Source organism: Endozoicomonas sp. ALD068, assembly GCF_049310145.1.
GTDB lineage: Bacteria > Pseudomonadota > Gammaproteobacteria > Pseudomonadales > Endozoicomonadaceae > Endozoicomonas_A.
The window spans coordinates 5,668,424-5,694,203 of record NZ_JBLYNU010000004.1 but is presented as its reverse complement, the minus strand read 5'-3'; the positions used below and the strand labels follow the sequence as shown (position 1 = coordinate 5,694,203).

Annotated in this window: 17 protein-coding genes; 10 read left to right on the top strand and 7 right to left on the bottom strand. The window is 48.4% G+C overall.

Features of this window, described 5'->3' with window-relative positions; translation table 11 throughout:
* The first annotated feature begins 511 nt into the window (after window positions 1–511).
* From ACO6V5_RS21065 to ACO6V5_RS21040, 6 genes are all read left to right on the top strand, one after another.
* Window positions 512–871 (top strand): response regulator, encoded by a 360-nt coding sequence (locus ACO6V5_RS21065; protein ID WP_422137046.1) that lies wholly within the window; start codon window positions 512–514, stop codon window positions 869–871.
* Window positions 872–1,182: 311 nt separating this feature from the next.
* Window positions 1,183–1,557: a twitching motility response regulator PilH gene (gene pilH, locus ACO6V5_RS21060; protein WP_422135812.1), complete on the top strand. Its 375-nt coding sequence runs from the start codon at window positions 1,183–1,185 to the stop codon at window positions 1,555–1,557.
* On the top strand, window positions 1,554–2,099 hold the full coding sequence (locus tag ACO6V5_RS21055; protein ID WP_422413619.1) for a chemotaxis protein CheW: 546 nt from the start codon (window positions 1,554–1,556) through the stop codon (window positions 2,097–2,099). The genes pilH and ACO6V5_RS21055 overlap by 4 nt, the downstream gene beginning before the upstream one ends.
* A gap of 137 nt (window positions 2,100–2,236) precedes the next feature.
* On the top strand, window positions 2,237–4,324 hold the full coding sequence (locus ACO6V5_RS21050; RefSeq protein ID WP_422135814.1) for a methyl-accepting chemotaxis protein: 2,088 nt from the start codon (window positions 2,237–2,239) through the stop codon (window positions 4,322–4,324).
* A 56-nt stretch (window positions 4,325–4,380) separates the two neighbouring features.
* A complete protein-coding gene (locus tag ACO6V5_RS21045) occupies window positions 4,381–10,530 on the top strand; it encodes an Hpt domain-containing protein (protein ID WP_422441994.1) in 6,150 nt (2,049 codons plus the stop codon).
* Between the two features lie 12 nt (window positions 10,531–10,542).
* Window positions 10,543–11,043 (top strand): chemotaxis protein CheW, encoded by a 501-nt coding sequence (locus tag ACO6V5_RS21040; protein WP_422409833.1) that lies wholly within the window; start codon window positions 10,543–10,545, stop codon window positions 11,041–11,043.
* Here the strand turns inward: ACO6V5_RS21040 and ACO6V5_RS21035 are convergent.
* From ACO6V5_RS21035 to ACO6V5_RS21015, 5 genes are all read right to left on the bottom strand, one after another.
* On the bottom strand, window positions 11,009–11,734 hold the full coding sequence (locus ACO6V5_RS21035; protein WP_422135817.1) for a 16S rRNA (uracil(1498)-N(3))-methyltransferase: 726 nt from the start codon (window positions 11,732–11,734) through the stop codon (window positions 11,009–11,011). The two genes, ACO6V5_RS21040 and ACO6V5_RS21035, sit on opposite strands and share 35 nt — an antisense overlap.
* 82 nt (window positions 11,735–11,816) lie before the next feature.
* The gene (gene metF / locus ACO6V5_RS21030) at window positions 11,817–12,668 is read right to left on the bottom strand and encodes a methylenetetrahydrofolate reductase [NAD(P)H] (protein WP_422135818.1); all 852 of its coding nucleotides are present in this window, start codon (window positions 12,666–12,668) and stop codon (window positions 11,817–11,819) included.
* 88 nt (window positions 12,669–12,756) lie between these two features.
* Complete coding sequence (gene ahcY / locus ACO6V5_RS21025) at window positions 12,757–14,154, bottom strand: adenosylhomocysteinase (protein ID WP_422135819.1); 1,398 nt, start codon at window positions 14,152–14,154, stop codon at window positions 12,757–12,759.
* 135 nt (window positions 14,155–14,289) lie between these two features.
* Window positions 14,290–15,300 carry a type I glyceraldehyde-3-phosphate dehydrogenase gene (locus ACO6V5_RS21020; RefSeq protein ID WP_422135820.1) on the bottom strand — a complete coding sequence of 337 codons (1,011 nt, stop codon included), beginning with the start codon at window positions 15,298–15,300 and terminating at the stop codon, window positions 14,290–14,292.
* A 118-nt stretch (window positions 15,301–15,418) separates the two neighbouring features.
* On the bottom strand, window positions 15,419–16,735 hold the full coding sequence (locus ACO6V5_RS21015; protein WP_422135821.1) for a Bcr/CflA family multidrug efflux MFS transporter: 1,317 nt from the start codon (window positions 16,733–16,735) through the stop codon (window positions 15,419–15,421).
* Between the two features lie 330 nt (window positions 16,736–17,065).
* Between ACO6V5_RS21015 and ACO6V5_RS21010 the strand changes: the two genes are divergently transcribed.
* The 4 genes from ACO6V5_RS21010 (at window position 17,066) to ACO6V5_RS20995 (ending at window position 22,285) form a co-directional block, all read left to right on the top strand.
* Entirely contained in the window at window positions 17,066–17,737 is a 672-nt protein-coding gene (locus ACO6V5_RS21010) for a thiopurine S-methyltransferase (protein ID WP_422135822.1), read from the top strand.
* A 121-nt stretch (window positions 17,738–17,858) separates the two neighbouring features.
* Entirely contained in the window at window positions 17,859–19,037 is a 1,179-nt protein-coding gene (locus tag ACO6V5_RS21005) for an ankyrin repeat domain-containing protein (protein ID WP_422135823.1), read from the top strand.
* A 443-nt stretch (window positions 19,038–19,480) separates the two neighbouring features.
* Complete coding sequence (locus ACO6V5_RS21000; RefSeq protein WP_422135824.1) at window positions 19,481–20,428, top strand: ankyrin repeat domain-containing protein; 948 nt, start codon at window positions 19,481–19,483, stop codon at window positions 20,426–20,428.
* Window positions 20,429–20,926: 498 nt separating this feature from the next.
* Window positions 20,927–22,285 carry an SET domain-containing protein gene (locus ACO6V5_RS20995; RefSeq protein WP_422409829.1) on the top strand — a complete coding sequence of 453 codons (1,359 nt, stop codon included), beginning with the start codon at window positions 20,927–20,929 and terminating at the stop codon, window positions 22,283–22,285.
* Window positions 22,286–22,542: 257 nt separating this feature from the next.
* On the opposite strand, the gene tkt is transcribed toward ACO6V5_RS20995, so the two are convergent.
* The gene (tkt, locus tag ACO6V5_RS20990) at window positions 22,543–24,540 is read right to left on the bottom strand and encodes a transketolase (RefSeq protein WP_422135826.1); all 1,998 of its coding nucleotides are present in this window, start codon (window positions 24,538–24,540) and stop codon (window positions 22,543–22,545) included.
* Between the two features lie 167 nt (window positions 24,541–24,707).
* Complete coding sequence (arsB, locus tag ACO6V5_RS20985; protein ID WP_422135827.1) at window positions 24,708–25,730, bottom strand: ACR3 family arsenite efflux transporter; 1,023 nt, start codon at window positions 25,728–25,730, stop codon at window positions 24,708–24,710.
* Window positions 25,731–25,780: the final 50 nt, after the last annotated feature.

Below are 25,780 nucleotides of genomic sequence, written 5' to 3'. Positions count from 1 at the left end.
AAACGGGGTAGGCGAAGCAGGTGCACCTGCCTCAAAGACGATCTCGGACTGAATTTCATAAGCATCCCCCTCCGCCAGACAGTTCAGTTGAACGATGTCTCAATACATCGGCTTTTAAGGAGTTGGCTTTAGTGAACTTCCCCCCATTTGTCAGGCTATTAAGCCACTCGCCGTCTGGCTATTCACCGGCAAATTGTGTTAAAAGATGGGAAAGTCTGAATGAAATAAATTCCTTTCAGAATGGACATAAAAAAGTTCAAAAATTTTGAGTCATCAATACTCTTCTTCTCAATCAGGATTGAGAAGGGTGCAAAAAAACTGCCATGAGCGGAAAGACTGACATCCGATCAGCATTTTCATGGTAAATAAAAATAAAAGCATCTGAAGCCAAAGGATCAGGGTTCGGGTGATCAGAGTGTATATGGACAGAAGCATGAACAGCTATGAGTCAAACGCTGCATCACCGGCGAGTCATAAGAAGCGGGATGTCAGTCTTGAGCAACTGAAAGTCATGGTGATAGACGACAGTAAAACCATTCGCAGAACCGCAGAAACGTTGTTGACAAAAGAAGGCTGTAAAGTGGTAACAGCCACTGATGGTTTTGATGCCCTGGCAAAAATTGCTGAAAACCAGCCCAACATTATTTTCGTTGATATCATGATGCCACGCCTGGATGGCTACCAGACCTGCACACTGATCAAGAACAATCATTCATACCGGGAAACCCCTGTCATCATGCTATCGAGTAAGGACGGACTATTTGACCGGGCGAAAGGCCGTGTGGCCGGGTCCGATCATTACCTGACCAAACCTTTCAGCAAAGATGAACTACTGGGTACTATCAGACATTTCTGTCCAGTCAATGATTGATAAAAACAGCCCTGAGCCTTGATGCGGCTCCGTGCAGAGAATTAATAAGGCAACAAAGTCCTAGTGAGCTGCATTTTCGTAGTAAAAAATGTTAAAAAAATCTGTTATAAACATGTACTGAGCCTTCTAACCACTGGTTCTGGCAGGAACCTGATTATTTCGAAACAGAAACAGTCTGCAGCCAGCGCAAGGAAATACCCAGATTGCAACGAAGAACATTCGGTATTTCCATGGTAAAAAAAGAACGGCTAATAACAATGAAAAAAGCTTGGCCCTGAGGATTTGGGCAAAAACAGTAACAGGGGAAAATAATGGCAAACATTCTCATTGTTGATGACTCACCCACTGAGTTGTTCCAATTGAAAGCCATGCTCGAAAAACACGGACACAGTGTGCTGACTGCAGAAAACGGTGCCGACGGTGTAGCACTGTGCCGGGCCGAACATCCCGATGCTGTGTTAATGGATATTGTCATGCCTGGTCTGAATGGTTTTCAGGCTACACGTCAACTGTCTAAAGATAACAATACTTCCCATATTCCGGTCGTGATTGTCACCACCAAAGATCAGGAAACCGACAGGGTCTGGGGAATCAGGCAAGGCGCAAAGGATTATCTGACCAAGCCTATCCGTGAAGCAACACTGCTCAAAACACTGGGTAATGTTCTGGAAACCAAACTTGCATGAATACCTCCCAAACAAGCCCCTTTGAGGCATTGGTAGAGCTGGATGCCAGGATCAGCAAATATGCTTTTGAGCTTCCTGAAAAGCAAACACAGGTTGAGTCCTGGAGTGGACTTGGCTTCACACTGAATAATCAGCAATTTGCACTGCAGGTTGGTGAGGTAACGGCCATTCTTCCAGTTCCATCCACTACACCCCTGCCAGGTGTTCAACCTTGGGCAAAGGGCATTTCAAACGTACGTGGACGTTTACTTCCGATCATAGATCTGGGAGAGTTTCTGGGTCAGGCCAGAGACAGCGGTAAATCGGCCAACCGGATTATGATTGTCGAGCAGGGGGAAGTATCAGTTGGTCTCATCGTTGATGAGGTGCAGGGTATGGTGCATTTTTCCACCAGCCAGTTCAATGATGCAGTACCTGACTATCTGTTTGACGAAGTTAAACCGTTTACCGTTGGTCATTACCAGCAAGAAAAAGATTACATGGTATTCAACACACAGCGGTTGGTGAATGATCCCCGCTTTCTGAAAGCAGCCATAGCGTAATCAGCTTCATGCTGGATAAGTGACAGGAACCGTCTTTCTTCACCACAGGTGACGAAAGGGGTCAAACGATAAAAAGTATTCGAATAAAAACAATCCAAAAAGCGAGCATTCCGAAGAAGTCACCGGGGACCACAATAATGAAAGGCAATACCGCAACCAAAGCCCAGGGAGCAGGGGCAAGCCGAGCCATTCTGGCCTCGATTATCCTGTTAATAGTCTCTCTTTCCGTAATCACCGGCTCATTTATTTATCTCAGCCAGCAAAGTGAACTTGATCAACAGCACCTGACTGACGCCGGTGAGCTCCGGGTACTCTCTCAGCGTATTGCGACCAGTGCCACCGAGGCATCGGCCGGTAAAGAAGAAGCTTTCGTCCTGTTGCGTGAAGCACGCAATGAGTTCGATGCACGTTTTAGCTCCCTGAAAGACACCAGGCTTTCTGTTGCTCCATTTCTCAGCCCCGGTGACAGTATCGCTAAAACACGGATCGACACACTGGACGCTGCCTGGTCTGAACTGAAAATAGAGGCAGATAACATTCTGGCTGCAGAAGAAACCGTTTTAGCTTTGCACGAAGTGGCAAAAACACTGGGTGAAACTATTCCCCAGCTGCAGGTTGAGTATGATGAGGTGGTAGAGATTCTCCTCGAGAGCAATGCTCCCAATGAGCAGATCGCACTGGCACAGCGTCAGCCATGGCTCGCAGAACGTATTATTCGAAGTGTCTCAAAAGTACTGGAAGGGGGTGAAGACTCCATCATGGCTGCAGACAGCTTTGGTCGTGACGCCAAGCTGTTTGGTCGGGTACTGAACGGTATGCTGGAAGGTAACCTGGCCATGCGTATCAGTCAGGTCACCGATGAAGAAGCCACTGATCGTCTGGCCGAAATCTCCGACCTGTTCGGATTTGTAGAAGGCAGTGTTGACGAGATTCTGGAGACCTCCCCGGAACTGTTCCAGGTGCGTGCCGCTTCTGACCAGATTTTCACAGACTCCCAGCAACTGCTGCAACAGACTTCTATTCTCGTGGACACTTTCGAGAGTCTGACTGACCAGCGCCTGATCAACAACACGGTCATCAGTATTGCCGGTGTCGTTGCCCTGCTCTCTGTGCTGATAATCGCCGTGGCCATCGTAAGAGACACCCGCAGGCGTCTGGCTGAAACTGCAGCCCGGAACGAAGCCAACCAGGCTGCAATCCAGCGACTGCTCGATGAAATGGATGGCCTTGCGGACGGTGACCTGACAGTACAGGCGACAGTAACCGAAGACTTTACCGGTATCATCGCTGACTCCATTAACCTCTCTATTGAACAGCTCCGGGCATTGGTTAAAACCATCAACGAAACGGCGGTGGAAGTAGATACCTCAGCTCAGGAAACACAGAGTACCGCGAAACAACTGGCTGAAGCAGCAGGGCATCAGGCAGAGGAAATAAACTATGCCAGTCAGGCGGTCAATGACATGACCAAATCAATGACCATGGTATCCGAGAACGCTTCTGAGTCAGCCAATGTAGCGGAAAAATCAGTAGAAATTGCCACCAGCGGTGGTCAGGTGGTTCGTAATACCATCGAGGGCATGGATACTATCCGCGAACAGATTCAGGACACCTCCAAGCGTATCAAGCGGCTGGGTGAGTCTTCCCAGGAAATCGGTGACATCATTGCCTTGATCAACGATATCGCAGACCAGACCAACATTCTGTCCCTGAACGCCGCCATCCAGGCCTCCATGGCGGGAGAAGCCGGTCGGGGCTTCGCGGTGGTAGCGGATGAAGTACAGCGTCTTGCGGAACGAGTATCCGGCGCGACCAGGCAGATTGAAGCACTGGTATCGGCCATCCAGACCGATACCAACGAAGCCGTTATTTCCATGGAACAAACCACTTCCGAGGTGGTAAACGGTGCCAGACTGGCACAGGATGCGGGTGTTGCCCTGGAAGAAATTGAGAAAGTATCCAGTAACCTCGCCGACCTGATCCGGAACATTTCCGACACAGCGAAGAAGCAGACAGGCTCAGCAGAACAGATAGCCCTGCGTATGACCACCATCCGGGACATCACCACCCATACAGCCTCCAGTACCACAGCAACAGCCGGTTCAGTAGGCAACCTGGCAGAAATGGCTCTGGAAATGCGTCAGTCTGTATCCGGCTTCCGCCTGCCTTCAGTAGCAGAAAATGAAGCAGTGACTAGAGCGCAAGAAGACGAAATCACCGTTTGATGAGTATTTTTATTCCAGCAGCCCAGGTTGCTGGCACGGAATAGCGGGGGCCGGCAATGGCTGAACAACAGGATTATGCAGGCCTGGACTGGGTTAAGGAAGAGATTGAGCAGACGCTCATTGAAGCTGGCCAGGCATTGGAAAATTACCAGCAAGAGCCAGGCAACCCAGCCCACATCAATGCCGGGCAGAGCGCATTCAGTCAGGTTCATGGCACACTCAAAATGTTGCAGCATGTAGGCGCAACCCACTTGAGTCTGGAAATGAGCAAACTGTCCGAGGCCCTGATCAGTGAGCGAGTGCCTGATGTCAGAATGGCTCTGGAAGTCCTGATGCAGGCCACTCTGCAGCTGACAGGTTACATTCAACAAACTCTGAACAGTGGCGTTGATCGTCCCTTGACACTTCTGCCACTGATCAATGAACTAAGACGTCTGCGAGGTGAAGACCCTCTCCCGGAAGCTACTTTTTTCTTTCCGGATACCCGCTCGCTGATCGATCCTATTGCGTCACCACAACTGGAAAGCCTTGAACGGAGCGGACTGACACCGTTACTGAGAAAAATAAGACAGAAGTATCAGCTAACACTGGCAGGCTATCTTCGAGATCAGAACAGACCTCAGCAGATTAAAATTCTGGCCAAATTGTTTGCCAAACTTCAGGACCTTTCCTGGGGCACCCCTCTTTCTCCTCTCTGGGAAGCCAGTATTGCGCTGACTGAAGGGCTGGATAATGAGTCGATCGAACAGAACATCCATGTTGCTAACCTGCTCAGGGAACTGGATGGCCAGATCCGTCTGTTCATCAGACAGGGCGCTCCCTTTGTCAATAGTCATCCAAATGATGCACTGTTCCGGGGGTTGCTGTACAACATTGCCACTTCCGAAGGCCGTGGGGGTTTCACTGGAGTACTGAAATCACGCTATAACCTGAAAGATGAGCTGAAACGAGCTCAGGCTGGTATTTCCGATGTTCTGACGGGCGTGAATGCTACAAAACCTGTTGTTGAAGCTTTGAACTACGAGCTGACAGGTATCAAGGAAGCACTAGACCTTTACCTTCTCTCAACCGATCCTGATCCACTGGTTCTGGAAAACCAGCTGCCGGTCATTCAGCAGGTGGCAGATACCCTGACCATCCTGGGCATGGAAGATCTTAAAAATCGCCTGAAGCAGAAAAAAGCACTGATCCAGAGTGTGATCAATACAGGTCAGAACGCTGAAGAGCATCTGATGGACGTTGCTGGCACCATTCTTGACCTTGAGACTGCGCTATCCAGGTATGCTGCAGGTGAAAGTCTGGAGGCAGGCGAAGGCGCACCCCTGCTGGAAGAGGTCTATCAGGCGGTTGTCAAAGAGGCTCGCCACTATCTTGAGCAGGGCAAAGATGCCATCGTCGATTTTGTGGACAGTCATCATCACCCGGATTTCCTGAGCCCGATACCCGAACTGCTCGGTAAAGTGCAAGGCGGTTTGTCCATGACACCTCTGACCCGGGCCGCTGCTCTGGTCGGAGCCTGTTCAGATCACATCAGGAAAGAGTGGATAGAAAACGGTAAAACACCTGAAAAGATGGAACTGGAACACCTGGCTGATGCATTGACCAGTATTGAATACTACCTTGAAAGGTTGGGTGACAGAGATCAGGAAGAACATGACGCCATTCTGGATGTTGCAGACAAAAGCCTGTCTGCCCTGCGTGAGACAGATCTTGAACTGCTGATTGATGAGCAGAGCTTTCTCGACGGCTCGATGCCCATCACTCTGGACGAAAATAAAGTACAAGAGCCCTCAACGGAAGAAAAACAAAGTTCTGCAAAAACCACTGATCTGGAAGTTAAGACTTCTTTGACCCTGACCAACAGAAACAGACCCGTCGAAGTCAGCCCATACGATGTAGTTCAGTTCAAGTACACTAGCAACAGCAGCGTTGAGGCAGAGGCTCCGGGTGAAGCTTCACGGTTGGCTGGACCGCAGCAGGCGCAAGCCCTCACTCCGCAAGTCGAAGTCAAAGAGGACCGACAAGAGAACATCATCGACGATGAATTGCTGATCATCTTCATTGAAGAGGCTGGCGAAGTTCAGAAGCAGCTGACCGAAGACGTAACTACCTGGATCAATCATCAGGATGATCTGAACACCCTGAAAGATATCCGCAGGGCTTTTCATACTCTGAAAGGCAGTGGTCGTATGGTGGGTGCGAGCGTTGTGGGTGAACTGGCCTGGTCCATCGAGAACATGTTAAACCGCCTGATCGAGAGAACCGTTCATAACAGCCCTGAATTGAGCAATCTGGTTAGCCGCGTTACCCATATGCTGCCAGGATTGATTTCCGACTTTGCTGAGCAGAGCCAGGTTCTGACCCACGAAGTTCTGGTTTGCATGGAACAGGCTGACGCTTTGTCCCGAGGTGAAGCATACACCATTGAGGACGAGGAAGAGTCCATTGATGACGCCATCGCCAATGACCCGGATATCGATTTTCAACGAGCGGAAGAACCTGTCCCACAGGCAGCAGAGCGGGCCACTATTGATGCGCTATCCAAGCCATCATCTGAGCCAGAAATAAATGTAGATGTCGAGAAAGACGTTTCGCAATCTGTCGGACAGGAAGCTTACGACATCCAGCTGCTTAACGTATTCCTCGGCGAGTCCAGAGTTCATCTGGAAGTCGTTCAATCCTTTGTTGAGCAGGTGAAAGTCCAGGGTGGAAAGCGCCAGATCAGTGATCAGGTACAACGCTCTCTCCATACTATGAAGGGCATAGCCCTGATGGCAGAAATAGCGCCGCTGGCCAGCATCATTGTTGCCCTTGAAAAGAACATCAAGGATTTCAGAGCCCACCTGATTCCGGCCAATGACCGGGTGATCAGTATGCTGGAAAAGGGTCTTGAGCTCATTCAGGATGGCCTCGAACAGCTGGCCCTCTCACCCAGACAACCGGTACTGGATTCTGAAAATTACCTGTCCTGGCTGGAAGCGCTTCATGCCCAGCTCATCACCGAACAGCATAAAGCACAGTCTACCAACAGAAAATACACTGGCGGTCAGGACACCCGGCTGTTTGCTCACAGCGACCTGGGTTTACTGCTGGATGCCGATGAGTACCTCTCTACCTGGCGCATCGCTCTGCCCAGAGATGAGCTGGTAATGTTCCAGAAAGAACTGACAACACTGGCCGAACGGGCAACCGAAGCACGACTCACCGCTCTGACTGAACTATGTGACGTGCTTCTGGATGTTATGAACTATCTGGATAAGTACGAAGACAATCTACCCGGGGTTCTTGCGGCACCTCTGTCCAACGGCTTCGAAGCCATGGTCGATATGATGAATATGATTGCGGCCCAGCAAACCCCGGTTCCACCGCAATCAGTATTCACAGAACTCAGGGAGTCTCTGGAAGCTCTGCTCATCGCTGAACCGATTCAGGCAGGAGCCGTCCCTGAAAATATTGAAATTGACAAGATTGTTCAGGAGGCACCGTCTCCAGAGCCAGTGGTTGAGAACCCTGAAGTTGAAGAAATCATCCTGGAGTCGCTGACAGAAAAACCTGCCATTGAAGAGCAACCTGCTGTTAAGCCAGAGGCTGAAGTTGCTGTCGTTGTTGAAGATGCTGAAGATGCCAAAGATGTTGAAGAATTGCTTCTAAAGCCCTCAGTTTCAGGGATGTCACCTGCTCTCACCATTGAAACAGAAGTAGAAGTGGAAGAGCATGACCTTGAACTGCTGGAACTGTTCCTGGAAGAAGCCTCTGATCTGGCAGAAGATTGCCATCATGCTCTGGAAGACTGGCTGAATAATCGTCAAAACCTGACATCTCTGACCGATCTGCAGCGCTCTCTGCATACCCTCAAGGGCAGTGCCCGAATGGCAGACCAGCCGGAACTGGGTGACCTCAGTCATGCCATCGAAGCTATCTACAGTGCTATTGCCATGGGCAGAAGTTCTGCAGATAAAGCACCGATACACCTGCTACAGGCTGCTCATGATCAGGTTGACCAGATGTTGCTTGCCCTGAAAAATCAGCAGTCACCCGATTCTGTCATCCCGATGGTAGAACAGCTGGAGCAATGGACTCTCAATCATGACTATGAAGCAGAATTACCCTCTCTTGCAACGGCTGAAGCGCATGTAGAAGCTCTCCCTGACTACCTGGGTCAGGTCAAAAAAGAGTCTGACACGACCTGCGAACAGCCCGAAGAAATAGTAATAGACGATGCTCTGGTTATTGATGAAGAAAATCGGAACACAGGCGTCACCAGAGTGTCTGAATCCGTAGAGAGTAGTAACAGTGCGCCTGAAATGATCGCACAAGAGACTGCCCCTGCATCAACACGAATAAACACACCGGTTACCAGCAGCGCAGCCAATACCTTCAAAGGTGTTGAGATGATTCGTGTCCCTGCGCAGCTTGTGGAATCGCTGATCAACCTTTCCGGTGAGTCGAGTATTCATCGTGGTCGAATCGAGCAGCAGATTCAGGACATGGGGAACATTCTTGAGGAGATGAACAGTACCATCGACCGGGTAAAAGAACAGCTGCGTCGTCTGGATACCGAAACCCAGGCCCAGGTTATTTCCACCTTTGAAGAAGAGTACGGCAGTAATCCTGAGTTTGATCCCCTGGAAATGGACCAGTATTCAGAACTGACCCAGCTGTCCCGCTCTCTGGTTGAGTCCGCGACTGACCTCCAGGACCTGAAGGAAGACATCCAGGAAAAAAATCGTGATGCAGAAACCCTGCTGCTTCAACAGTCCAGAACGCTGATAGAGCTTCAGGAAAAGTTGATGCAGGCCCGAATGGTTTCATTCAGTCGTCTGCTGCCACGCCTGCGAAAAATTACCCGTCAGTTGTCGACTGAGCTCGACAAGCCGATCAACCTGAATGTCAGCAATGCTGAAGGTGAGATGGACCGTACCATGCTGGAGCGGACCCTCGCACCACTGGAGCACCTGCTGCGAAATGCCATTGATCATGGTATTGAAGCCTCCGTTAAGGACCGCCTGACACTGGGTAAACCGGAAACCGGCAATCTAACGCTTGCCATTGCCCGAGATGGTGCCGATATTGTTATTGAACTGGCCGATGATGGCCGGGGCATCAATCTTCGGGCTGTTCACGCCAAGGCACTGGAAAAACATCTGATCACTCCGGAAGATGAGCTGACCGACCAGGAAATTGCTCAGCTGATCCTGGAACCAGGCTTCAGTACTGCGGAATCTGTCACCCAGATTTCCGGTCGAGGTGTAGGTCTGGATGTGGTCAATACAGAAATACGTCAGATGGGTGGTAGTATTCAGATTGACAGCGAGCCTGGCAAGGGAACCTCTTTCAAGCTCCGTCTACCCTTCACGCTGTCGGTAAACCGTGCTCTGATGGTCCAGGTTGCAGACAACCTTTACGCCCTGCCCATGCAGTCCATTGATGGTATTACGGTAGTGGACCCCAGTGTCCTGATCGACTGCTACCAGAACAACACCCCTCTGCATTATGGGGGTATCGAACACCAGCTCATGTTCCTGGGTGAAATTCTGGGTGATGCAACCCCCAGAATTCAGTCCGGGCAGTGCCCGGTTGTGATCATCGAGCGGGGCGGCAAGAATCTGGCCCTGCATGTGGATGAAATCATTGGCGGTACTGAAATCTTTGCCAAAAGTCTGGGCCCGCAGTTCGCAGGTCTGGTCGGTGTCAACGGTGCCACCATTCTTGGTGATGGTCGTGTTGCCATCATTATCGACCCTGTCACACTGCTTCGCAGACATCGGATTGAACAGCACTCTGTAGAACTGGCCAGCCAGATGGATGAAGAAGCAGAAACCATCCAACGTGTTCTGGTAGTGGACGACTCGGTTACTGTACGTAAAGTGACCACCCGTCTGTTAGAACGTAATGGCTATTTGGTTGAAAGTGCTAGGGATGGTATCGAAGCTCTGGCCAAACTGGCTGAAAACCGCTACGACATCATGCTTCTGGATATCGAAATGCCGAAGATGGACGGCTATGAGGTGGCCAGTGCCGTGCGTAATGATGACAGCCTGAAGTCTTTGCCGATCATCATGATCACCTCAAGAACTGGTGAGAAACATAAAGCCAGAGCCTTCAGCCTGGGGGTTAATGAATATCTGGGTAAACCTTTCCAGGAACATGAAATGCTGGCCTCCATCGAGCAATTGATCAGTGCCAAAGCTCACAACAATGAATAAAGGAGTAGCGTCATGACGGGCAGTCCTGAACCTATGGAAAGCAGAAGCCTGAAGTCCCGTTTGATCCCGATGCAGCAGAAGCCACTTCTGCTGCCTGCCTCCTGTATTGCCGATGTTGTAGACTACAGTCGTCCATCGGGTAACAGAGAGAAAAACTCATGGTTTCTCGGTGAAATTGACTGGCGGGGACAAACACTACCCCTGATTTCCTTTGAACGAATCAACGGTGGTCGTTTTGCAGAGTTCTCTGCAACGGCACGGATTGCAGTAATGCACAGCAGTACCGGAAATGAGCAGCTGCCTTTTTATGGCATGGTGATACAGGGTATCCCCAGGACATTAGATCTGACAGCGGGTGACGTTCAACCCGCTATCGAGGCAGATACAGGTTCAGCAGAAACATTCAGGGTCATTATCAAGGAAATTCCTGCTGCCATTCCTGATCTTGAAAAAGTGGAACAACAGCTCTCGGCAATGTTTACAGATCACCCCAAAGATACTGCATCACACTGATTGCAGTGACCGGGGCGGTTTCCGTTCTCAGGACTCTCGGGCCCAGTGCAAGGACATGAAAGCCTAACGACTCGGCGCTGGTAATTTCTTCTTGAGTCAACCCACCTTCGGGACCGATCAAAAGAGAAACCGTTTCTGGAGGAACGAACCCCTCCAGTTTTTTATCGGTCCGATGGTGAAGCACAAATTTCAGGTCAGCGTTTTGCTTTGCCATCCAATCCGCAACAGGCTCGGGCGAGTGAATCACCGGAACTCTGTTCAAGCCACACTGCTCACAGGCACTGATGGCTATTTGTTGCCAGTGTCTGGCTCGCTTTTCCTGGCGCTCGGCATTCAACCTGACTTCACAGCGCTCGGAAAAGAGCGGCGTTATTTCGGTCACGCCCATCTCGGTAGCCTTCTGGATAGCGTAATCCATTCGTTCACCCCTGCTAAGACTCTGCCCGACGTGGACTTTCAAGGGGGATTCCGTGACCAGGCTTATTTCTGCTTCCAGGACAACTGCAACGTTTTTTTTTGCCACAGACTTGATTCTACCCTGCCATGAAGCGCCCTGCCCATTAAACAGGATAAGAGACTCTTCAGGCCTCATGCGCAGGACTTTACCGACATGATTGGCAGCACTGTCACTTAGCTCAACGACCTGATCTTTTGCCAGAGGCTGATCGGTATAGATTCGAGGGTTTCTCATGACGTTCTCATGGCGAGGCCGTAATTCTCAGGAGTACAGAAAGGCTATGGACTGCGTGCGGCCAGAAGCGTTGGCCGCAGGATCAGACCAGCCTGAGGTTCTGACAGATGACTCTGGAGGGTGCAGCCTGATTCAGGGCGTAGAAATGCAACCCCGGAACCCCTTGCTCAATGAGCCTTTCACACATCCGGGTAACTACCTCTTCACCAAACTGCTTGATGCTGTCGATATCATCACCGTAGGCTTCCAGCTGCTTGCGAATCCAGCGAGGAATTTCTGCACCGCAGGCATCGGAGAAACGAGCCAGACGGGTGTAGTTGGTGATAGGCATAATACCCGGGATAATCGGCAGATCAATCCCCAGACCTATGGCACGATCAACAAAGTTAAAATAGCTGTCAGCGTTAAAGAAGTACTGGGTAATAGCTGAACTGGCACCGGCATCAACCTTGCGTTTGAAGTGCATCAGATCCGCTTCAAAGTTTTGCGCCTGGGGGTGGGCTTCCGGATAAGCAGCAACCTCCAGATGAAAATGATCACCGGTTTCGGCCCGGATAAATTCCACCAGTTCATTGGCATACTGCAGCTCACCGTTTGAGCGCCCCATACCCGATGGCAGATCGCCGCGTAAAGCAACAATACGATTAATTCCCAGACTCTGGTATTGCTCTAGCAAACTTTTCAATTGCGCTTTGCTATCGCCCACACAAGAGAGGTGAGGCGCAGCAGGAATATCAGTGCAGTTGCGAACGCTTATGACGGTATCAAGGGTTCTGTCTCGGGTGGAACCGCCAGCACCATAGGTCACAGAGAAGAATTCTGGCTGACATTCGGAGAGCTCAATCGCTGTCTGATCGAGCTTTTTAGCACCCTCTTCCGTTTTGGTCGGAAAAAATTCAAAGCTGATTGTCAGCTTTTTATCGTTAGTTGTCATCGTTAATTAAAACCTTTATCACTGTTCTGTCGCTTACGGTTCTCTATAAGCGTCAGGAGCCTGCGCAGAGACGCAGGCTCAGTGCAGATCAGTACTTGTACTCATCCGCTTTGAATGGACCTTCAACAGCGACATTAATGTAGTCTGCCTGCTGTTGGGTCAGCTGGGTGATTACCCCGCCAAAGCCCTGAACCATGTAGCTTGCCACCTCTTCGTCCAGTTTCTTGGGAAGAACCTTCACATACAGGTTCTCAGCCTTCTCGGCAGCGGGTAGATTGGCAAAGCCTTCTTCATACAGATGAATCTGGGCCAGGACCTGGTTGGCAAATGAACCGTCCATGATACGCGATGGATGACCTGTGGCGTTACCCAGATTGACCAGGCGACCTTCCGAGAGCAGAATCAGATGATCATTGCTGCCCTTGTCACGCCAGATCTTGTGGACCTGTGGCTTAACTTCTTCCCACTCCCATGTTTCTCTCATGAAAGCCGTATCAATTTCGGTATCAAAGTGACCAATGTTGCAGACAACGCAGCTACTCTTCAGCGCTTTCAGCATTTCACGATCACAAACATGCAAGTTACCGGTGGTGGTTACCAGCATGTCGGTAGTACCCAGCAAGTCTTTGTTGATGCTGGCAGCAGTGCCATCGTTGACACCGTCAATGTAAGGAGAAACCACTTCAAAGCCGTCCATGCAAGCCTGCATGGCACAGATAGGATCAATCTCGGTGACCTTAACGATCATGCCTTCCTGGCGCAGTGAAGCCGCAGAGCCTTTACCAACATCACCGTAACCGATAACCAGGGCTTTTTTGCCCGCCAGCAGGTGATCTGTACCCCGCTTGATAGCATCATTCAATGAGTGACGACAGCCGTATTTATTGTCGTTCTTGCTCTTGGTAACTGCGTCGTTAACGTTAATCGCCGGTACTTTCAGAGTGCCTTTTTCCAGCATTTCCAGCAAACGATGAACCCCGGTGGTGGTCTCTTCGGAGATACCGTGGATGTTATCCAGAATTTCAGGGTACTTGTCGTGCAGCATCAGAGTCAGGTCGCCACCGTCGTCCAGAATCATATTGGCATCCCAGGGCTGGCCTTCTTCTGTCAGAATGGTCTGCTCGATACACCACCAGAATTCTTCTTCCGTCTCCCCCTTCCAGGCGAATACAGGGATACCCACAGCAGCTATTGCTGCAGCAGCGTGATCCTGGGTGGAAAAAATGTTGCAGGAAGACCAGCGGACCTCAGCCCCCAGATCGACGAGGGTTTCAATCAGTACAGCGGTCTGAATGGTCATGTGAATGCAGCCCATGATCTTCGCGCCTTTCAGAGGCTGCTGATCATGGTACTTCTGGCGGATAGTCATCAGTGCAGGCATTTCACCTTCTGCGATCTGAATTTCGCGGCGACCCCACTCGGCCAGGGAAATGTCGGCAACTCGATAGTCAGTAAAGCTCTGAACAACTGCAGGAGTAGCGCTCATGGGTATGATCCTGTTATGCGTAATTACCGAAAACAGGTTGAAGTCTAACAGTCGCACCAACCTATATCAATTTTTTTTGATATAGATTTCAAATAAGCAACAGGTCGGGAATTCAATCAACCGGCCAGCTTTTTCCTATTGCCTCAGCCAGTGGTTGGCCACATCCAGCATACGGTTGGAGAACCCCCACTCGTTATCAAACCAGCAAAGCAGCTTGATCAGCTTGCCTGAAGTCACCTTGGTCTGGGTACCATCGACCACACATGAGCGGGCATCATGGTTGAAGTCTACGGATGCGTGGGGTTCATTAGAGAAACCCAGAATCCCCTCCAGACGTCCATGGGTAGCTTGTTCCAGAATCCGGTTAACTTCCTCTCCGGTTGTTTCCTGATTGACATGAACGCAGAGATCCATGCAGGAAACATTGATGGTGGGCACCCTGATTGAATTGGCTTTGAAGCAGCCGCCAAGGTCAGGAAGCAATCTGTCGATGCCCTTTGCCAAGCCGGTATCTACGGGGATGATGGACTGCAACGCACTGCGGGTCAGCCTGAGATCACTGTGATGATAAGCATCAATCACCGGTTGATCATTCATCGCCGAATGAATAGTTGTGATACTACCGTACTCAATACCAAGGGCGTCATTCAGTGTCTTGATAACAGGAACAATGCAATTGGTGGTGCATGAAGCACTGGACACAATGCGCTGATCACGACTGAGATCCTGCTCATTGATACCGTAGACAATAGTGGCGTCTACATCCGGTTGAGCGGGCTGTGAAAAAAGCAGCTTTCTGGCTCCACTCTCTATGTGTTGCTCTGCTATTGCCCTGTCATTAAACGACCCTGAACACTCCAGCAACAGATCAATATCGAGACTTTTCCAGTCAATATTTTCAGGCCGGGCTTCGTGAATAAGCTGAATCCGGTCGCCTGCCACTATGAGCTGATTTTCCTCCGACTCTACCTTGGCTGGAAAGCGACCGTGAGTGGTGTCATAGCGAGTCAGATAGGTCAGGGTGTCCTCATCGGACAACTCGTTAATGGCGACAACCTGCAAGTCTTTGCGATAACCATTCTCGTAAAGAGCACGAAGAACACACTGGCCGATACGGCCGTACCCGTTGATGGCTATTCGAAACATAGTCTTGCTGTCAGGCTCATTACTGCTGAATTGAGGCGGTATTATAAGCGCAACTAGTGAAGGGATAAAAAATATTTGCCCTACCTTGTTGCCAGGGCAGGGCGCTTGTTCCTGATGATCAGGCGGAAGTCCGGACTTCAGAATCGGATGTGTCTTCCGGCATCACTTCATCCGATGGCACACCCTTATTCCTGACTATTAGCAAGGATACGAAGGAGAGCAAACCACAAACGGCTACTACCGCTGTCATAGGTACATCAGTTCCATTATGCAAAAGACCAACCACCGCAGAAGAAACACCGCCAATGGTAAAGCGAAGTGCACCGGACATAGCATTGGCTGTGCCCGCAGACCTTGGAAAGTGAGACAGGGCCAGAGCGTTGGAGTTAGGGCCTGTCAGACCAATACAGCTGACGTAAATCACGACAGGAATCATCAACCCAACCAGCCCGCCGATCTCAAACTTTGCATTAACCAACATCACTACTGCGCTGATACTGGCAAGAATGCTCCCTGTTTTCAGGATAGTGAACAGTGGCAGGCGATCTATCAGACGGATATTGATCATATTCATGACCATCATGGCCATAATATTGACAGCAAACAGCAGTCCGTAATGCTCTGGCTTGACCCCATACAGCTCGATATACACGTAGGGTGAGCCGGCAATAAAGGCAAACATACCGCCAAAGAAAAACCCATGGCAGAGGATACAGCCCATAGCTTCCCGGTTTTTCAGGACGGACAGATAGATCAGGAACAGCTGACTGGCAGGAATCACCAGTCTTTTCTCCTCCGGGAGGGTTTCCGGAACTTTTGAAGCGGCCAGCACCATGGCAAGTGCGGACATGACAGCCAGAAAAATAAACAGACTTTCCCAACCCATGAATTTAAGCATCTGACCTCCCAGCAGGGGAGCAATCAGAGGAGCTATTGTCATGACCATTAAAATAGACGACATAATCTTTGCGCTTTGCTGCCTTGAGAACAGATCCCGAACCATGGCAGGAATAGTGACCATAACCGCAGAGGCGGCCATAGCTTGCAGAACACGGACAATAATCAGTTGCAAGCCGTTTTCACAGAGTGAAGCCAAGACACTGGTAACAAGAAAAGCAACCAGACCCGGAAACATGATTTTTCTGCGACCAAAGCGGTCTGAGAGAGGTCCGTACAACAGCTGTCCCAGGGCAAAGCCTACGGTATAGGCACTGAGTGTATACTGGATAATGCTCAGGGGTTCTCCCATATCTTCTGCTATCGCGGGGATTGCCGGGAGATAGAGATCCACTGCCATAGGGCCAAGTGCGGTTAAAGCGCCCAGGGTCAATATGAAAAGTAGCCTGTCACGGCTATGGCTCATTGAAATGCCCTGCTTTTTATCTTCTTGCCTGGTTGCTTTTGGCTCAGGACTGCTTTCGATATTGATGGTCATGTACTTCCTTCGATCAAGCGGATGAGGCGCTGAAATCATTAAATGTTTGTGCTGTATTCCTTCTGTTTGAGCTGCACAAGTGAAAGGTTGCGACACTGCCGTCGCAGGATTGAGGAATAAAAATAAGTTCGCTGTCGTATACAGAAGAGATGGCAGTTTTACACCGCTATCTTAAATCTTATCGACATAAAAAAATATATTTGATAGGTAAATTTATAATATCAGGGTTGCACTCTGGTATAGGCGCTTGAGCTTCGCCGTTGTCAGTGTTTCGTCAGTGCTGATCGCCAAAATCAAACCAAATACGACTTGAATGCATGAGAGGACACAATGAGCAATCCTGACTGGGTTAATCGCTGGAAAGAAGGACGGATTGGTTTCCACAGATCTGAGTTCAACTCGACATTATTGAAATACTGGCCCCAACTGAACCTGTCAGAAGCCCGGTCAGTGCTGGTGCCATTGTGTGGCAAAAGCCTGGATATGGTCTGGCTCAGGCAGCAGGGACTGGAAGTGATCGGCACCGAGTTGGTAAAAACAGCGGTTGAGTCCTTCTATCAGGAGCAGGCACTGCAACCGGCAGTGAAAGAGGCTCAGGGTTACCGACATTGGCAAGCCGATGATATCCATATCCTCGAAGGTGATTTTTTTGCTTTGCCGGAAGGTTCCATCCAAAGCACCGTTTTTTACGACCGTGCTGCTCTGGTTGCATTGCCCCGGGAGATGAGGCAGCAGTATGTCAACCATCTGGCAAACGCTGCGCCCCATTTACAAGAAGGCCTATTAATCACTGTTGAGTACGATCAGGACCTGGTGTCCGGCCCGCCTTTCTCAGTCGAGGAGCATGAAGTCAGAGCACTTTATTCACCGCAGTTTGAAGTAATTAAGCTGGACACACACAGCGCACCGGCATCAACCAACCTGAGAGAGAAGGGCGTCAACGAGCTGATTGAAGTGGTCTACAAACTCGCATTAAGTTCTCAGCCTCCCGGTCTTTTTTGAGAAATTTGCGTTTTTTTCAAAACTAAGAGGGAACCTTGGTTGACTATCGCTGTCTACATGTGACAACGGAATGAAATTCCCAAGCGTATTTACATTAAATAACTTACGGAGATGTTTGAACATGGATATATCAAAAACTGGCATTGGTCCATTAAATTATGATGGTGCGACTATTGGAGAAGTGACTACTAAAGTTACACGAGATAAGAATGATGAGGTTTCTTCGTTTTACGTTTTCTCAACTTTGAAGCTACCACCACAAGTAAATTTACCAGAAAGTTATACCCAAAACTCTGCTACACCCATCGTGGATCGTAATATTGAAGCGTATGCACAAGCTTCAACTTCAAATGAAACGGCTCAAAGTGATAGTAGTGATAGTTTCAAAGCACAAAAAAGGCCATTCAGTGATGACGCGGGCACCATATCTCAACTTTGCAAATCAATGAAAGGTGAGGCTATGGCTATCTCTACCGGGCGCGACAATCTGGAGCCTTTTGCAGAGAGCCTTTTTAAAGTGATTACAGACCCTGAAAGCACTGACGCTGATACTTCGGAAGCCGTAGGGTTGATATCCAAGTTCGGTGCCGATGAACTTGCCAAGCTAACAGTCCCATTTTCTTTTCATACAAATATCACCAGGAGTTGTTACCCTGCTATTACTCTTTTTGCTCTTGCATGCAGATTCGGTAAGCTGGATTTAGTGAAGGCTCTGTACGTGAATCAGCAACAATTAAACCAGACATTTGATATGAAAAATGGGACTAATGGAAAAACAGCCCTCATGCTTGCAGTTAGTCATGGCCATGCAGATGTAGTGAAGCAATTATTAGACTTGGGGGCTGACCCTCAAATTGTTGATGAAGATAACAATTGTGCTGATAAGCTTAATTCAGTTTTTAACAGCAGCAAACAAGATACATACATTAAAATCAGAGAATTATTAATAGACTATCGCAAAGAAAACAATCTACCACCTTTTAAAGAACCCGCTATTCATGGTTATTACATTAAAGATACTGGGGAAATGAGTGCTACTATTAACCTTCCAGCATTCCTTTCTGAACATCCGGAAATTTTTGAAAAATACCTTTCTGAAAACCCGGGTTGTCTCATGCAGATCGGTCGTGAAAGCCCGGAGTTTCTGGTATATCTCCTTACTACACAGCCGAAGGCACTTGAAAAATTCTTTTCTGAAAATCCGGGTTTTGTCAGTCGTCTCCGTCGTGAAACCCCGGAGCTACTGGAACACCTCTTTTCTGAAAACCCGAACCTTCTCGAATCTTTATCCAGTGAATAGTCATGGGGGTGTAACTTTCAGAAGACAGACGACAGACGACAGACGAATCTTTATCCAAGATATAGTCATGGGTGTGTAACCCATGACTATATCTTGGATCTACTCCAGTTAACTTCTTAAATGCTTGAATCTAACAGCTCTTGCTATGAAATAATTAACACCTTAAGTCAAATCCATTGATCTGCCAGATCAGGAGAGCCTCAAATCACAGGCAGGTTTTAAATGCCTTGTTTGTGATCATACAGAGAATTTCAACATTAATGCAGCCAGGAATATCTGAGCGCCAGGTCATGGAGTGTTATCCTGAATGACCCGTCTTTTTTGAGAAATTTGCGTTTTCGAAATGTAAGAAGGAACTTCAGTTAATTAGTATTGTCTAACCTAATGTGATATCAAAACTCACAGTCGTTTTCAAACACAATTACTTACGGAGTTGTTTAGATATGGATATTCCAATGACTTGCATTCAGCAACCACTACATATTGATGTGAAGGTTTCAATTACATTAGATGAGAATGGTGCGATTTTTTTAGGTGTCGGTGTCAAAATCACTGAACCACAGTCACAAATGATTTCACAAGGATATAATCAGGCATCTGCTACTCCCTTAGCGGATCGAAACATTGATCTGTCTTCTAAGGCATATGACGCTGATCGAAGCGACTGTGGGAATAATTTCAAAGCACAGAAAAGGCCATCCCCTAATGACCCGGATACCGAATCTCAACCGTGCAAAACGATGAAAAGTGTTGCCATGGCTACCTCTGCAAGTCGTGACAAGCTGGAACATTTTGTGGATAGACTCGTATGGGTCATTACAAACGCTGATAGTACCGATGCTGATATTGCAGAAGCTAAAAGGTTGATATCTGAGTATGGGGCCGATGAAATTTCCAAGTGCACAAGATCATTTCCTGTTATTAAAAATCTTTACTACTCTGCGATTACTCCTTTTGCTCTTGCCTGCAGATTCGGAAAACTGGATTTAGTGAAAGCTCTGTATGTGAATCAGGAACAATTAGAACAGACTTTTGAAGTAGTCAATGGAACTAATGGACGAACAGCACTCATGCTTGCAGTTATTGGTAGGCATCCAAATGTTGTGGAGCAATTATTAACGTGGGAAGCCAACACCCAAATTCTTGATGGAGCGGGCTATTGTGTTGACTTTCTTAATAGTGCGTTTAGTCACAAAGATAATGGCGCTTCATTCTCTGCAATCAAAAAATTACTCACAGACTATCGTAATGAAAGGAATCTACCACCTTATAGAGAACCCGATGTTCAAATTTCCTTCCTTCCTGACTCTGGAGTAACAAACATTGATATAAATAATAATATACCTCCTTCTCATGCCCAGCTTATTATCAGAGCTATGTTAGAGAGATAATCATGGGTGTATAACCCATGACTTTTCTTGCATCTATTCCGGTTAACTCCTTAAATGCTTGAATGTAACAGCCCTTGCTATGAAAAGATTAACTCCTTAAGTCAAATCCATTGATCTGCCAAATCAAGCGAGCCTCAAATCACAGTCAGGTTTTAGTTTGTTAGATGCATGGCACTGAGCCAAACTTATACCCTTCCAACAGATGGGAAATAGTTGTATGGGAACAGAGTTTCCAGCGTTAGAAGCACTTTTGGGGTGGCTGTTTTTTTCAGACCAATCTACCGTTGTGCTCATCCGAACATGGGTAGAGGCAGCACATAACCATGGGTTGATGGCTGAATACGTGGCTGACCACTTTTGTAAAGAAACAGCGATACAAATAATTATGAATTGGGTAGATCACTATTTTTGAGGTAGCACCTGAGACGCTTTTGAACTTAAAACGATTATTACGGTCAATAACAGTGAAATATCAAGAAAACCATTGAGGATATATCAATGCAACCCACTGGATCTGGATCAGATCTTCGCCTAATGCCAACCTTACGTCGATTTGACGAAACAGACACGGCTGCTCCCCCGGCAAAGAAATCATGCTTGCGGCAAGTTGAAGGAAACGCAGCAGCCGGGAAATCTCTGCCATCCAGTTGCAATAGTGGTTGTTTTGATGATACAGAGACGATACTTAACCATACAATGGTTCTTTTAAAAGCCAGAAAGACCAGGGTAGTTCCCGGAGAAAATTATTCAAACATCATAAAAAGCCTGTCATCTTTCAGCGACTTGATATCCTCTGAGCTTCTCCGTTTTACTCAGAGTAATGGGAACCCTTTTGCTAATGGACAAGAAGCGATGTATTCCCCTGAATCTCCGGATTCAGAAAGAGCAACAACTCCATCATCTCCAGGCACTGAATCCACTCCCGGTATCAAAACCTCAACAGCAGGCGTGGTTCACGGTACCGGTGTCATTGCTACCCGGAGCTTCAAAAAGGATGAGGAAGTATGTGACTACGAAGGACCATTGGTGTACAGAATCCGTAATTCTAATACCGGCAAATATCATGTCTTTACGATGAACACTGTGAACAGTAAGATCGAATTCCCGGAAAATGACTCCTTTGTCGTATGGTCGGGCGCGTCTATTGCAAAATCTGGCAGACCGGCCATTGAAATTGGTCGTGACGGTAAGAAGGATATCCGATTCCTTAATCACTCCAAGGATCCCAATATCGTTATACGCTATTCAGGCAGTATGACTGTAAAATGGGGGGATCAGGACAGTCTTCAACTGAGAGTGGTCACTACAAAAGATATTAAACCAGGAGAAGAACTTTTATTCGATTACGATAAAAATAAGGAAGACTCTGAAATAGACTTCAGCAAGTCAGATGTGGAAAAAACAACCGAAAAAAAAAGAAACAAGATAATCGACAGGGTTAAAAAGCTGAATCTAAAAGATTTACACACTGGGGAAAAAAGATCAGCAAGAACAATGAACAAAGAGATTATACTGCCAAAAGAACTTGCTGATGAAATTGATGAGATCATACAAACACTACACGAGATTCACAAAGCAAATGATGCACCCGCAACTCTTAATGACATTGATACAGAATTAGCTCTCTCTCAGAAGATCCTTCTCAAAATCATTCTTTCTGATAAATCTTCAATTTTAAATGATCTGGCTTCACATCTATTTCCGGGGAAAACCGGACAACGAAAAAAAACTTTTATAGATAAATTAACGCCTAAAAGTATTGAAGAATTGAAAGAGCATTTAACGAATACAATTTTTAATGGAAAACAAACCTGGGTTACCGTTTCACAATTAAAATCGAGAAACTTCTTCTTATAGCAGAACAAAAAAACGGCAGTTGATATCAATCATCTGCCGTTTTTTCAAACACTTTTAAAAGCCATTCAGAGCAATGATTTCCCTGCTATTGCCAAGTACCTAACCAGCTGGTTTCGCATATTCTGGACTGCGGCTTTCTCCATCCTTCTGCGTTCCAACTCTGGTAGCGTAGCTATGGCTACGCGCCCGTCGTTGCGCCTTGAAGGATGAAAAAATCCACTCGCCAGAATATGCTAAACCAACTGGCCAGATACTTATCAGTCCAGAATCTCTTCAGCCGCAGCAACAATATTTTCTACAGTAAACCCGAAGTATGGGAAAAGGTCACCGGCCGGCGCAGACTCACCATAAGTGGTCATGCCGATTATCCGTCCGTCCAGGCCAACGTACTTGTACCAGAAGTCAGCTGCAGCGGCTTCAATCGCGATACGGGCAGGGACTTCCAGAGGCAGAACACTCTGCTTGTATTGCGCATCCTGAGCATCGAAGACGTCAGTAGATGGCATGGATACCACGCGAACCTTGCGACCCTCGGCAGTCAGGGCAGCTTCAGCGTTCATGGCCAGTTCCACTTCAGAACCGGTAGCGATCAGGATCAGTTCGGGAGTGCCTTCACAATCCTTCAGTACATAACCACCACGGGCAATGTCGGCCACCTGATCAGCTTCACGGTGCATACAGGGCAGACCCTGACGGGAGAAGATCAGTGCAGTGGGGCCATCTTCACGCTCAATCGCATGTTTCCAGGCCACCGCCGACTCAACGGTGTCACAGGGCCGCCAGGCATTCACGTCTGGTGTCATACGCAGGCTGGCAATCTGTTCTACCGGCTGGTGAGTAGGGCCGTCTTCACCCAGACCAATCGAGTCGTGAGTGTAAACCAGAATAGCGCGCTGCTTCATCAGAGCGGCCATGCGCACAGCATTGCAGGCGTATTCCATAAAGACCAGGAAGGTGGCACCGTAAGGGATAAAACCGCCGTGCAGGGCAATACCATTCATCATCGCGGTCATGCCGAATTCACGCACACCGTAGAACACATAGTTGCCGCTGGCATCAGCAGGTTTAACGCCTTTGGAACCGCTCCACAAGGTCAGGTTTGAGCCCGCCAGGTCAGCAGAACCACCCAGCAGTTCAGGCAACAAAGGACCAAAAGCATTCAGAGTATTCTGGGAAGCTTTACGACTGGCCACTTTCTCACCTTCTACCTGACAGGATTTAATGAAATCATCGGCCTTTGCAGAAAAGTCAGCAGGCAGTTCACCTTTTTGACGTCGAAGGTATTCAGCAGCAAGTTCCGGGTGAGCAGCCTGATAAGTAGCAAACTTTTCGTTCCATGCGCTTTCTTTGGCAGCACCGGCTTCTTTGGCATCCCATTGGCTGTAGATGTCGGACGGGATTTCGAAAGCAGGGTGTTCCCAACCCAGACGCTCGCGGGTCAGTTTGATCTCTTCGTCACCCAGAGGTGCACCGTGGCACTCTTCCTTGCCTTCCTTATTGGGAGAACCAAAACCGATGACAGTCTTGCAGCAGATCAGGGTAGGTTTGGTTTTTTCAGCTCGACCGGCCTCAATAGCAGCACGGATCGCTTCCGGATCGTGACCGTCAATATTTGGAACAACGTGCCAGTTGTAAGATTCGAAACGCTGAACGGTGTCGTCGGTGAACCAGCCTTCTACTTCGCCATCAATAGAGATGCCGTTGTCGTCGTAGAAAACGATCAGTTTACCCAGCTCCAGAGTCCCTGCCAGCGAGCACACCTCGTGGGAGATACCTTCCATCATGCAGCCGTCGCCCATGAAGACATAGGTGTTGTGGTCAACAATTTCGTGACCTTCACGGTTGAACTGTGCAGCCAGGGTCTTTTCAGCAACAGCCATACCCACGGCATTGGCAATACCCTGCCCCAGAGGACCGGTAGTGGTCTCGATGCCCGGAGCGTAACCGTACTCAGGGTGGCCTGCGGTTTTGGAGTGCAACTGGCGGAAGCTCTTGAGGTCTTCAACAGACACATCGTAACCGCTCAGGTGCAGCAGAGAGTAAAGCAGCATGGAACCATGACCGTTGGACAGAACAAAACGGTCACGGTCAGCCCATTGGGGGTTAGCCGGGTTGTGATTCAGATAATCACGCCATAATACTTCAGCAATATCAGCCATACCCATTGGGGCACCGGGGTGTCCGGACTTGGCTTTCTGTACAGCGTCCATACTCAGGGCGCGGATGGCATTGGCTAGCTCACGACGTGAGGACATAGGAATCAGGGCTCCGAAGATCCAGTCTGTTTTAAAATTGGCGCTATTCTAATGCCTTCAGTCGGAAACTGAAATCGCTATATATGACTATCCTGAATCACCTGAACATTTTATTGATAGCTATTGCCTGTGAAAATATGGGGCGTCGGCAAGTCGAAAGTCAGTGATCAGGAAGACTCCCGTTCAGTGAATGACTGTCGTGTACGATTGGCATAGGCGACCAGCGATAGCATCACTGGCACTTCCACCAACACACCCACAACCGTTGCCAGAGCGGCCCCGGAGTTCAGTCCAAAGAGACTTATGGCCACGGCAACAGCCAGTTCAAAAAAGTTGGAGGCTCCAATCATTGCACCGGGTGAGGCAATGTTATGGGGTTGCTTCCACTTCTTCATCCATAAATAGGTGATGGCAAAAATCAGATAGGTCTGGATGATCAGGGGTATGGCAATCAGGAAGATATTCAGGGGATGGGCAATAATCGTGTTGGCCTGGATCCCAAAAAGAAGAATGACCGTGCCAATTAATCCAATGATCGAAAAGGGCTTGGTGCCTGTCAAAAATCGACTCAGTGTTTGTTCGCTGCGAACAGCTTTACGGGTCAACCAGCCTGCAAGCACTGGAATCACCACAAACAGTCCTACGGACAGAAACAGGGTATTCCAGGGTACAAATACTTCTGTTACTCCCAGCAAAAAGGCGGCAAGAGGCGCAAACGCAATAAGCATAATCAGATCATTGATGGCGACCTGAACCAGAGTGTAGTTAGGATCTCCCCTGGTCAACTGACTCCAGACAAAAACCATGGCAGTACAGGGTGCGACACCCAGTAGAATCATACCGGCAATGTACTCTTTACCCAGCTCAGGATTGATCCAGTCGCCAAAAACATAGCGAATAAACAATACGGCCAGCAGTGCCATGGTGAAAGGCTTGATCAGCCAGTTAACAGTGACGGTAACGATCAACCCTTTTGAACGACGACGAACGTTTTTAATGGCAGAAAAATCCACCTGCATCATCATTGGATAGATCATCAGCCAGATCAGTACAGCAATGACCAGATTAATGCTGGCGTATTGCCATCGACCCAGAACCTCAAAAAATTCTGGAAATTGCAGTCCACCAAAAAGCCCTGCAAAAATACCCAAAGCAACCCAGAGGCTGAGATAGCGTTCAAAAATACCCATAAGCTGACCTCATATTCTTAAATCGCCAGATGTCGCGGCAAAAGCTATTA